We start from the raw sequence: 11,698 nt of genomic DNA, 5'->3' as shown, positions 1-11,698 counted from the left end.
GACAGGTCGGCCCGGGCGCCGCTGGATCCGCGGCTGTGGCGGGCATCGTCGGCCCTGCGCCGCTACCTGATCGCCGCGGTGGCGTGTGGAGTGGCGATATCCGGCTGCGCGATCGGCTCGGCGGTGGTCCTGGCGAACATCGTCGCGCGGGTCGTGGCCGATCCCTCGACGCGACACCTAGGCTGCTGGCTGGGACCGCTGGCAATATTGTTGGCGCTGTGGACAATTCGCGCCGCGACGCACTGGCTGCAGACACGTCTTGGGCAGCGGGGAGCCAGCGCGGTGATCGCGGATCTCAGCGGTCAGGTGCTGACGGCGGTAACCGGGCGCCAGCCCAGGCAGGTGGCGGCACAGCGTGATGCCGCCGCGGTGCTGGTCACTCGCGGACTGGACGGTTTGCGTCCCTACTTCACCGGTTACCTGCCCACCTTGTTGCTTGCGGTGATTCTGACACCGGGTACCGTCGCGGTCATCGCGGCTTATGACGCGAAATCGACGGCGATCGTGGTGATCACGCTGCCCCTGATTCCGATCTTCATGGTGTTGATCGGGATGGCGACGGCCGACAGGTCGGCAGCCGCGCTGGCCGCGATGGGCACGCTGCAGGCCCGGCTGCTGGACCTGATCGCCGGCATCCCCACCCTGCGGGCGCTGGGCCGCGCAGTGGGACCGGAGCAGCGTATCGCAGAACTCGATGCCGCGCACCGCCGTTCGGCGATGGCCACGCTGCGGGTCGCCTTCCTGTCAGCGTTGGTGCTCGAATTGCTGGCCACGCTGGGCGTGGCCCTGGTCGCGGTCAGCATCGGTCTTCGCCTGGTGTTCGGCCAGATGAGCCTGGCCACCGGGTTGACGGTACTGCTGCTGGCGCCCGACGTGTACTGGCCGCTGCGGCGCATCGGTATGGAATTTCATGCCGCCCAAGACGGCAGAGCCGCGGCCGGCCAGGCTTTCGCGCTTATCGGCGAACCGGCGTCCACGACGGCGGGCACCCGCACGGTGGCGGCCCGCGCAGCTCTGATCCGCATCGAAAACCTCAGCGTGGCAAGCAGAGACGGCCGCTCACCGGATGACCTGACCGCGGTGCTCGAACCCGGCCGGGTGACGGTGCTGACCGGGCGAAACGGCGCGGGCAAGAGCACCGCCCTGCAGGTGATCGGCGGCCTCACCGTGCCGTCGGCGGGACGAGTCACCGTCGCCGGAATCGACGTCGGCGAATTGGACCCCGCCGACTGGTGGCGGCAGCTGTCCTGGCTGCCGCAACATCCGGTGCTGGTTCCGGGAACGGTCCGTGACAACCTGGTCCTGCTCGGTGATCTGGACGACCTTGAGAGTGCTTGCACGGCAGCAGGATTCGACACCGTGCTGGCAGAGCTGCCAGACGGATTGGACACCGTGCTCGGCCGCGGCGGCGTCGGCTTGTCGCTGGGGCAGCGGCAGCGCCTCGGACTGGCCCGCGCCCTCGGATCAACCGCCCCGGTGCTGCTGCTCGACGAACCGACCGCGCACCTGGACGCCGCCACCGAGAGCCGGGTATTGCGGGCCCTCGTCGAACGGGCCCGCCAGGGTGCGACGGTGGTGGTCGTCGGCCACCGGGCACCCGTGGTGGCCATCGGTGACCGGGTCGTCGAGGTCACCGCCGGCAGCGAGGTCGGCTATGCCCCGGTCTGATCCGCTACCGGCCGGTTATGACCTGCTGCGTCCGCGACTGGGGCGCGTCCTGGCCGCGATTGTTCTGGCGGCGTTGTCGCTGGGCAGCGGCCTGGCCTTGGCCGGCGTTTCGGCATGGTTGATCACCCGCGCCTGGCAGATGCCGCCCGTGCTGGACTTGTCCGTCGCGGTAGTCGCGGTGCGGACGTTCGCGATTTCGCGCGGGATTCTGCACTATTGCGGGCGACTTGCCACCCACGACACCGCGCTGCGCGCGGCCGGCGCCGCCCGCGCCCGGATCTACCACCGGCTGGCCGTGGGGCCGCCGGCGGCGGCGGTCCGGCTGCACAGCGGCGAGGTGGTGGCGAGAGTCGGTGCCGACGTCGACACCTTGGCCGACATGCTGGTCCGTGCGGTGGTACCGATCGGCGTCGCCGCATTACTGGCGCTGGCCGCGACCACGGCCGTTGCGGTCATCTCGGCGCCCGCCGCAGCGGTCCTGGCGATCTGCCTGCTGGTGGCCGGGGTTGTCGCGCCCTGGCTTGCCGGCAGAGCCGCCGTGCACCACGAAGCACTGGCCCGGCGGCATCATGGCGGACGCGACACGTCGGCCATGGTCGCACTCGAGCATGCACCCGAGCTCCGGGTCGCCGGAGTCCTCACCGACGTCATTGCCGAATCCCAGCGGCAACAACGTGCTTGGGGTAACGCTCTTGACGCCGCGGCCAGGCCGGCGGCGATCGCCGAAGCGATACCGACCGCGGCGATCGGGATCAGCGTGTTGGGTGCGGTGGTGGCGGCGATCGGCATGGCTCCCACGGTCGCGCCGACGACGCTGGCCGTGTTGATGTTGTTGCCGTTGTCGGCCTTCGAGGCGACGACCGCACTGCCGGCGGCCGCGGTCGGTTTGACCCGGTCACGCATCGCGGCACGACGGCTGCTCGACCTGGCTCCGCCCGAGGGCAGCCGCCCGGCCCAGGCCGCGCCGACACCAGCGGGGCCCGCGAACACCGGCCGGCTGTCCGCCGACGTCTGGTGCGGTCACTTTGCGGCGCGGTCGTGCCAGGCGGTGCTCGACCTGCCACCGGGCGCCCGGCTTGCCGTCACCGGCCGCAGCGGCTCCGGCAAGACGACGCTGCTGATGACGCTCGCGGGACTGCTGCCGCCGCTGCGTGGCCGAGTGCTCGTGGACGGAACCGACGTGAGCCGCTTCGGTGAACCCGAACTGCGAAGAGCCGTAACCTTTTTCGCCGAAGACGCACATGTCTTCGCCACCACCGTACGAGATAACTTGCTGGTTGTCCGCGGCAATTGCGGCGATGACGAATTGACCGCCGCCTTGGCGAAGGTCGGCCTCGGCGGCTGGCTGGCCGGCCTGCCCGAGGGCTTGTCGACCGTGTTGATCGATGGCGCGCAAGGACTTTCAGCAGGACAACGCCGACGGCTGCTGCTCGCGCGGGCGGTGCTCTCCCCCGCCCGAATAGTGCTGCTGGACGAGCCAACCGAGCACCTTGACGCGACAGACGCCGAGGCCGTGCTGCGCGATTTGCTGGTGCCCGGCCCCGGACCGATTCTGGGCGACAGAACGGTTGTGGTGGCTACCCACCACCTGCCCGACGACATTGCCTGCGCCCGGCTGCGCGTCGGCTCACCGGCGTGACCCTTCGGGAAGCCCTCGGCGCCGCGGCAGGAACTCCAGCGAGAGCAGCACCAGCAGCAGCGGAACGATCTGGGTCAACGAGACCAGCGCATAGCGCCGTTCGTCCGATGCGTGGAATTTACACAGGTACCGGTACAAGGACTCCAGAGAAATGAACGGGTCAAGCAGATGGATCAGCAGATAGAACAGGCGTTGCGGCCAGCTCCGGTGCGCCGCGTCGAAGATCTCCGGGAACGCCGCGAACGCCAGCGAGAGCCGCTGCGCGCCAGCCTCTTTGGCGGCGGTGATCATGTCGACGCTGAGCCGCTCGTCGATCCCGTTCGGGGCACCACGGCGCCGCCACGGCACGTCGAGGGAGAAATCACTGCCGCCGCCCGCGGTCGTGAATCGGTCGAAGCCCTGCACCCGCCCCGAAGCGTCCCTGGCGATGATCAGCTGAACGCCTGGGTACTTGCCTTCCAGTACGCCGTCCAGGCTCATGCAGAAGCCGCGATCGGTGCGGGCCCCTTTGGGTGACGCCAGCAGCATCTCGGTCAGCTCTGCGCGCTGCTTGTCGTCGAGTTCCTGCTCCGCCACGATCTCGGTGGTGATGCCGGCGTTATGGGTCCGTTTGACGGCCTGACGCAGGTTGCGGAACTTGCGGCCCACCATCGCGAAGTTGGGGACATCGATGACGACGTCTCGCCCGATGGGTACCGCCCGCAGCGACCGTCCCGGCACGGCGGGGTCGGTCCACAGACTCAGCCGTCGCTCGCTGCAGGCCAGCACCGCAATCCGCCAGCCGCGGGCATGACAGGTGGCTGCGAAGTCGGCAATCAGCTCGGGAAACTGCGATTCGTCACCAATCGGGTCCCCGGCGACTACCGCAAAGCCCAGCCGCGTCCGGTATGCCAGCGCCGCGGTGCCGGCCGCGCTGAAGTGGTAGCACTTGCCCGCCTGCATGGCGAACGGCGCCAACGGATCCTCGCTGGTGGCGTTAATCAATGCCCACACCCGGGGTAAGTCACCAGGCCGTGGGTGCGACGACGTCGGCCACATCAACACCAATCCCGATCCGGCGATCAGCATCTCACCGGCCAGGTCGAAGGACAGCACATGCAGGCCCAGCCCCGCGACCAGGAATAGCGCGGCCGCTGCCGCATGCATGGCCGTGACCGGACGCCCGAGGAAGATGCCCCGAGCGATCAATGCCACCGCCGCCAGGATCGTCAGCGACCAACTCAGCCGCCCGGCCGCCTGCCAATCCTCGTGCCGGTAGTTATGCGCGAGCAGCGCAATGAGCCAGCACGCCGCGCAGAACACCGCCAGGGCGCCGACAAGGCGAGCCCTGAGCGAATCGACGTGGACGACGACGCGTTCGCGGGCACGGACCCTCGGCGCGACAACGACCGACGGTTCGTTCACGCTCACCTCCCGCTAACCTGCCCCTGAGCTGCCGGAAGGGCACCCGCTACCAGGAACGGTACGCCTCAGCGTGGCCGGGTTGAGCCGAAACCGGGGGGCGCGGTTGTCCTGCGGTTACCCCACCTGTCTATCGGCGAGCCGCGGGAAAGTATTTCAGGACGCCCTCCTGCACAACGGTCGCGATGAGTCGCCCGCCGCGGTCGAAGAAATGGCCGGTACCCAGCCCGCGTGAATCCGCGGCCACCGGTGACGATGTCGAATAAAGGACCCAGTCGTCGAAGTCGACCTGGCGGTGAAACCACACCGAGTGGTTGGCGGAGGCGGCGAAAATCCGGTCGAAGCCCCACGACAGCCCATGGGTGGTGATCACCGAGTCCAGCACCGTGGTGTCCGAGGAATACAGCATCGTCGCGGTGTGCAGCACCGGGTCGTCGGGCATCGCGCCCAGAGCCTTGAGCCAGACCCGGTTGTAAGGAAGCCGATCGCCCTTCTCCCGCATCACCCAGGACGGGTCATTGGTATAGCGCCACTCGATCGGTTGCAACGCGTTGACGAAGTGCGAGACGGTGTCCTCGTAGCCGCGCAACAGCTCGCCGATCGGTGGCCGGGTGTGCGGCTCGTCCACCGCCGGCGGATCCACGGCGTGCTCGAGCCCGGGACCGCCGGACATGTAGGAGATCATCGCCGACGACAGCAACGTGCCGTCCTGTACCGCGTCGACGCGCCGGTTGGCGAACCGCCGCTCGTCGCGCAACCGCACCACATGGAATTCGATGTCCTTGGTGGTGTCGCCCCCGTTGATGAAATGCACCGAGAGCGCGCTGGGCGGTAGGCCGTCTCGGGTCAGCGTGCGGGTGCTGGCGACGAACGACTGCGCCACCAGCAACCCGCCGAAGGTGCGCATCGGGTTCTTGCTGGGATGAGATCCGATGAACCGGTCGTCGGCGACCCGGTGGAGATCCAGCACCGCCAGCAGTTCGTCAAAGTCGGACAACTAAACGTCGTCCTCACCGATCCGGTGCACGTGGATCAGGTTGGTGGAACCGACCGTGCCCGGAGGCGCACCCGCGACGATCACCACCAGGTCGCCCCGCTTGTAGCGGCCGAGTTCCAGCAGCGACTTGTCGACCTGGCGGATCATGCCGTCGGTGGACTCCATCTTCGGAACGATGAATGTCTCGGTGCCCCAGGTCATCGCGAGCTGGCTGCGCACCTCGGGCCACGCGGTGAAGGCCAGCAGCGGCAGCGGGGTGTGCAGGCGGGCCAGCCGTCGCACCGTGTCGCCGGATTGGGTGAAAGCGACCAGGGCCTTGGCGTCCAGCCGCTCGCCGATGTCGCGGGCGGCATAGGAGATCACGCCCCGCTTGGTGCGCGGCACATGCGTCAACGGCGGAGCCGCCGTCGAATTCTCTTCAACCGCACAGATGATCCGCGACATGGTCCGCACCGCCAAGAGCGGGTACTTGCCGACCGACGTTTCACCGGACAGCATCAGCGCGTCGGCGCCGTCGAGCACGGCATTGGCGACGTCGGAGGCCTCGGCGCGGGTCGGCCGCGAATTCTCGATCATCGAGTCCAGCATCTGAGTCGCCACGATCACCGGCTTGGCGTTCTCTCGCGCCATCTGGATGGCCCGCTTCTGCACCAGCGGAACCTCTTCCAGCGGCAGCTCGACCCCGAGATCACCGCGCGCCACCATGACGGCGTCGAAGGCCAGCACGATGGCCTCGAGGTTGTCGATGGCTTCGGGCTTTTCCAGCTTGGCGATCACCGGGACTCGCCGCCCGATCCGGTCCATCACCTCGTGGACAAGTTCGACATCAGAGGGCGAGCGCACGAAGGAGAGCGCCACCATGTCGATGCCCAGGTTCAGCGCGAACGTGAGATCCTCGATGTCCTTTTCCGACAGCGCGGGCGCGGAAACACTCATGCCGGGCAGCGAGATTCCCTTGTTGTTGCTGACCGGGCCGCCCTCCACGACAGTGCACACCACGTCGTCGCCGTCGACGTGATCGACCACCAGTCCGACTTTGCCGTCGTCGACCAGCACGCGGTCACCGGCTGTCGCGTCCTGAGCCAACCTCTTGTAGGTGGTGGACACCCGGTCGTGGCAGCCGTCGCAGTCTCCGACGGTGATCCGGACCGTTTCACCGTCAGCCCAATAGGTCGGCCCGCCGGCGAAGCGCCCCAACCTGATCTTCGGGCCTTGTAGGTCGGCAAGCAGGCCGACGGCGCGCCCGGTGGCATCCGAGGCTGCCCGCACTCGCTTGTAGGCCGCCTCGTGATCCGCATAGTCGCCGTGGCTGAAGTTCATTCGGGCGACGTCCATTCCGGCTTCGACCAGCGCTCTGACCATGTCTTCCGATTGGCTGGCCGGCCCGAGAGTGCAGACGATCTTCCCGCGTCTTGTCACGACGACAAAGCATAGTCGCGGTCATGTGCCTTCGGTGCGCCTCGCCGATACCCGCGTATCGGACCACAGCCGACCGTGGGCGTCGCAATACCGGTGTGCGCGCGCCCATTCTCCGCGCGATGCGAACGCGGGCCGGCTGCGGCGGCGCCGGCCCGTCGAAATCCGCGCGCGGGCAACTTTCCGCGCGCAAAAGGTGCCGAAATTTTCCCAATTTGAGAAACTCCTCCTATGGACACCTACCGCGCCGTGATTGTTGCTCCCGTCCGCCGAATCCTTGGTCCCGCAATCGTCACCGCGTGGGGTATCAGCGCCTCCGTCCTTCCCGGCTTTGTGGTCCCGGCGGCGTCCGCAGAGCCCTGCCCCGATGTCGAGGTGGTGTTCGCCCGGGGTACCGGTGAGGCTCCGGGTGTCGGCCCCACGGGGCAGGCATTTGTCGACTCCCTGCGTTCGCGAGCCGGCGGCAAGACGTTCGGGGTATATCCGGTCAACTACCCGGCCAGTGACCAGTGGGATACCGGGATCGACGGCATCCGAGACGCTAGTGCTCATGTCGTTTCCATGGCGGGCAGCTGCCCCCAGACCAAAATGGTCCTCGGCGGATATTCGCAGGGAGCGGCCGTGATGGGCTTCGTCACGTCGGCCGGGGTGCCGGATGGAGTCGATCCCGCCACCGTGCCCAAGCCGTTGGCGCCCGAGGTGGCTGACCACGTCGCCGCGGTTGTGTTGTTCGGGTTGCCGAACCACCGGGCGATGGACTTCCTCGGCCAGCCCCCAGTCGCCATCGGTCCCGCGTATCAGGCCAAGACCATCAGGGTGTGCGAACCGGAGGATCCGGTTTGCTCCGACGGGCTGAACTTCGCCGCCCATGACGCGTACGCAGGTGACGGGCTGGTGGTGGAGCAGGGGGTGGCCTTTGCCGCCAGTCGGCTTAGCGCGGCTGCTGGCGGGCCGGGCCCGCTTTCGGGCTTCGGCAACTGAGCCACCGGGCCGGCGCCGGCTGAGGTCAAACGCCCAGCACGGTTGGCACCAACGGGAAGCCGGGCAGGTTTCGCAGCACGGTCCACACCACCGTCGCCACCGCAAGGGTGATGATCGCGGGCGCGGGCAGCCACGGCTGGCCATTGCGGCGGCGCAGCAGCATCCAACCGGCAATCATGGGGATGCCGGCCAACAAGAAAACCAAGAAAACATTGTCATTGATGGCGGCCGCGACATCACCGTGCAGCAGGTCGTGCGTCATCCGCAGTCCGCCGCACGCGGGACAATTCCAGCCGGTGAGCAACTTGAACGGACATTGCGGGTACAGCGAGTGGCTGCGGTGCGGATCGACCACACCGACGTAGCCCAGGGCGCCGGCCAACAGCACGGCCGAGCCCGCGGCGCCGTAGAGATGACGAAGCCGCCGAGCGTGCTTACCGCGCGCCCCCGATGCTGTGGCGGGCCGATCAGGTTCCATCGCGCAATGGGCGACCCCACGGGTCGCTGACTTTGTCAGTCAGGATTAGCACCGCGTCGATGACGCCCCAGATTACGGCGCCGATCCCGCACGTCAGCCAACCGACGAGCAGCTGTGCAATGCCCATCCCGGTGTGCCCGAGGTAGATTCGGCCGATACCGGCGATGCCGAACAGCCCCAACAGCTGTAACAGTCCCGCGATCGTCTTCGATTTGTCCGAAAGTGGTTGCCCGGTAACGGGATGCCGACCGAAGGGAGCCGACGGGTCCGCTGCCGGGCCATAGTAGCCGCCGGGCCGGGAGTATTCCGGATAGTACGGCGGCGGAAAAGGCGGGGGATGTCCCGGTTGCTGCTCGGGTGAACCGGGCTGCGCAGCCCACGACTGGTCAGTCACCGCTTCAGCATGCCAGATTCAGTGGGTCTGCGCCCGAGCCGCTGGTGCCGGACCGCGCCGGCGGCTACCGTCCCGACCGCTGTCGCCGGTTCCGCAACCGGGCCCGCCAGCCCTGCCGTGTCGAGCCGGCGCTGTCCGAGGTCGGCGAGCCGAGAACGGGCGGTGCCTGGCCGCCATCCTGGTGATCAGCCCGGTCGGCATCCTGGTCGTCAGCACCGCCGGAACCGCGGGATGCATCCTTTTCCGCCGCCTTCGGCGCGGTGGTGTCCTCCGCGTCAGGCTCCGAAGCCTGCGCCTGGGCCGCAGGCTCTTGGGCCTCGGCGTCTTCGGCTTCGGTGTCTGCGGCTTGCGACTCGGCCTTTTCGACTTCAGCCTCCGGGGCTGCAACCTCCGGGGTCTGAACATCCGCGGCTTCAACCTCCGGGGCTTCAGCCTCGCCGACCTTAGCCCCGGGAGCTTCAGCCTCCGCCGGCTCAGCTTCTTCAGCGGCGGAATCTGCTTCAGGCTCTTCGGCTTCGGATGCTTCCGCCTCGGTTTCGGTCACGGCTGGCGCAGCGAGTTCTGGCTCCCCGATCTCCGATTCGTCTTCAGCCTGTGCAGCCTCAGCCTCATCAATTACCGACTCGGCCTCAGCCTCGTCGACAACGGGCTCCGACTCGACCTCGGCCTCTTCGGCTTCTTCAGCCTGGGCCTGCTCGGCCTCGGCCTCTTCGGCTTCTTCAGCGTCAGCCTGCTCAGCCTGGGCCTCTTCGGCCCCTTCGGCCTCGGGGGCCACCTCGGCCGCCACCTCACCGGTTTCCGGCTCCTCGGTCTCCGCTTCTTGAGCCTCGGTTGCGCCGTCCTCGGACGCCGCGGCCGGGGCCTTCAGGGTGTGCGGCTCGGCGAGTTCGCCAGTTCGCTGTGTTTCCGCCGACTCAGTCGGTTCGTCGTCATCGGCACCGGCAGCCCCAGCGACTGCGGTGACAGCCGCCGAGCCCGAAGCCACAGCCGCGAGCTCTGCCTCAGACTCGGCGGCTTCCTCAGACTCGGCGGCTTCCTCGCCGACCACGGCGGTGCCACGCACCGTGGCCGGATCCTCGCGGCCCTTCGGCGCCAAGATCACGTACACCACGGCGCCGATGAACACAAAAGTCGATGTGAACAAATTGATCCGGATTCCGGCGATGTGTGTGGCGGTATCGTCACGCATCAGCTCGACACCGAATCGCCCGATGCAATAAAGCGCGACGTAAAGCCCGAACAGTCGCCCATGGCCGATCGTGAAACGCCGATCCAGATAGATCAGCACCCCGAATACCAGTACGTTCCACAGCAATTCGTAGAGGAACGTGGGGTGCACGACGACCGCGAGCTGCCCGGTCGAGACACCGTCAAGGGAATGAACGTCGACGAATCCGGCGGGATCGCGCCGGTAGAAGATCTCCAGTCCCCACGGCACTGTGGTCTCGCGGCCGTAGAGCTCTTGATTGAAGTAATTTCCGAGCCGGCCGATAGCCTGCGCCAAAACGACTGCGGGGGCGACCGCGTCCAGGAAGGCCGGCAGCGGAATTCCGCGGCGCCGACAGGCGATCCACGCCCCGACGGCGCCGAGGGCGATCGCCCCCCAGATGCCCAAGCCGCCATCCCAGATTCGCAGTGCCGCGGCAAACCCGGCGCCACCGTGACCGAAATATGTCCGCCAATCGGTGGCCAGGTGGTAGAGCCTGCCGCCGATCAAGCCGAAAGGCACCATCCACAGTGCGATGTCGTAGATCACCCCGCGCTCACCGCCGCGGGCCGCAAAGCGTCGGTCGCCGATCAGTAAGCCCACGATGATGCCGGTGATGATGAACAGCGCGTAGGCGCGGATGGGCAGTGGTCCCAGGTGCCAGACGCCGCGCGGCGGGCTGGGGATGTACGCGAGCCACGTCGTGGTCATGAGGCCGGCCTTTCACGGACCCCGGCGGCCAGTTCCTCCGTCAGTGCGCGCAGCCTCGGCAAGCCGGCACCCAGCGCCGACACCAACGCCGAGCCGACAATGACACCGTCGGCGTAACCTGCGATCTGCGCCGCCTGTTCTCGTGACCGCACCCCCAACCCGACCCCGACCGGTATGTCCGACACTGCCTTCACCCTCCCCACCAGCTCGGGCGCGGCGTGTGAAACCACATCGCGCGCCCCGGTCACCCCCATCGTCGACGCCGCATAGACGAACCCACGCGACGCCTTGACCGTGATCGCCAATCGTTCGGGCGTCGATGACGGCGCCACCAGAAAGATGCGGTCCAGTCGATGTTCGTCGGATGCGGCGAACCAGGGCTGCGCCTCGTCGGGAATCAGGTCGGGAGTGATCAGGCCCCGCCCGCCGGCCGCGGCCAGGTCCCGGGCGAACGCGTCGACTCCGTAGCGCAGCACCGGGTTCCAGTACGTCATCACCACGGCATTGCCACCGGCCCGGCTGATCGCCTCGACCGCGGCCAACGTGTCCCGGACCCGCACCCCCCCACGCAAAGCCGCCTCGGTAGCCCGCTGGATGGTGGGCCCGTCCATCCCCGGGTCCGAATACGGAACACCGACTTCGACTATGTCACAACCAGATTCGACCAGCGCAGTCATGGCTTCCACCGACGTGCGCACGTCGGGGTAGCCGGTGGGCAGATAGCCGATCAACGCCGCACGACCAGCCGCCCGGCACGACTCGAAAAGCGGCCCCAGCTTGCTCGTTTCACACTGCTCGACGGTCAT

General features: G+C 67.9%; 8 protein-coding genes and 2 pseudogenes. 3 read left to right on the top strand and 7 right to left on the bottom strand.

The features are described from left to right. Window positions 1-54: 54 nt before the first annotated feature. Window positions 55-1,668 (top strand): thiol reductant ABC exporter subunit CydD, encoded by a 1,614-nt coding sequence (cydD, locus tag EET03_RS12105; protein WP_099194152.1) that lies wholly within the window; start codon window positions 55-57, stop codon window positions 1,666-1,668. After that, window positions 1,655-3,307: a thiol reductant ABC exporter subunit CydC gene (gene cydC / locus EET03_RS12100; protein WP_075542890.1), complete on the top strand. Its 1,653-nt coding sequence runs from the start codon at window positions 1,655-1,657 to the stop codon at window positions 3,305-3,307. The genes cydD and cydC overlap by 14 nt, the downstream gene beginning before the upstream one ends. On the opposite strand, the gene EET03_RS12095 is transcribed toward cydC, so the two are convergent. From EET03_RS12095 to pyk, 3 genes are all read right to left on the bottom strand, one after another. Continuing rightward, window positions 3,296-4,711 carry a bifunctional lysylphosphatidylglycerol flippase/synthetase MprF gene (locus EET03_RS12095; protein WP_075542918.1) on the bottom strand — a complete coding sequence of 472 codons (1,416 nt, stop codon included), beginning with the start codon at window positions 4,709-4,711 and terminating at the stop codon, window positions 3,296-3,298. The two genes, cydC and EET03_RS12095, sit on opposite strands and share 12 nt — an antisense overlap. 127 nt (window positions 4,712-4,838) lie before the next feature. Continuing rightward, the gene (locus EET03_RS12090; protein ID WP_075542889.1) at window positions 4,839-5,705 is read right to left on the bottom strand and encodes an acyl-CoA thioesterase II; all 867 of its coding nucleotides are present in this window, start codon (window positions 5,703-5,705) and stop codon (window positions 4,839-4,841) included. Then, window positions 5,706-7,124, bottom strand: coding sequence for a pyruvate kinase (pyk, locus tag EET03_RS12085; protein ID WP_075542888.1), 1,419 nt, complete (start codon window positions 7,122-7,124; stop codon window positions 5,706-5,708). Window positions 7,125-7,352: 228 nt separating this feature from the next. Between pyk and EET03_RS12080 the strand changes: the two genes are divergently transcribed. Further along, entirely contained in the window at window positions 7,353-8,102 is a 750-nt protein-coding gene (locus tag EET03_RS12080; protein ID WP_075542887.1) for a cutinase family protein, read from the top strand. Window positions 8,103-8,127: 25 nt separating this feature from the next. Here EET03_RS12080 and EET03_RS12075 read toward each other — a convergent pair whose 3' ends face one another. From EET03_RS12075 to trpA, 4 genes and pseudogenes are all read right to left on the bottom strand, one after another. After that, window positions 8,128-8,490, bottom strand: coding sequence for a DUF2752 domain-containing protein (locus EET03_RS12075; RefSeq protein ID WP_321182566.1), 363 nt, complete (start codon window positions 8,488-8,490; stop codon window positions 8,128-8,130). Between the two features lie 79 nt (window positions 8,491-8,569). Continuing rightward, window positions 8,570-8,985: pseudogene (locus tag EET03_RS12070) on the bottom strand (TM2 domain-containing protein). A 572-nt stretch (window positions 8,986-9,557) separates the two neighbouring features. Further along, window positions 9,558-10,892 (bottom strand): annotated as a pseudogene (locus tag EET03_RS12065) (prolipoprotein diacylglyceryl transferase); the annotation flags it as partial. Continuing rightward, on the bottom strand, window positions 10,889-11,698 hold the full coding sequence (gene trpA, locus EET03_RS12060) for a tryptophan synthase subunit alpha (protein WP_075542883.1): 810 nt from the start codon (window positions 11,696-11,698) through the stop codon (window positions 10,889-10,891). The gene trpA and the pseudogene EET03_RS12065, both read right to left, overlap by 4 nt.

It is taken from the genome of Mycobacterium innocens (assembly GCF_900566055.1).
Lineage (GTDB): Bacteria > Actinomycetota > Actinomycetes > Mycobacteriales > Mycobacteriaceae > Mycobacterium > Mycobacterium innocens.
This window is presented reverse-complemented; position numbering and strand designations above follow the sequence as displayed.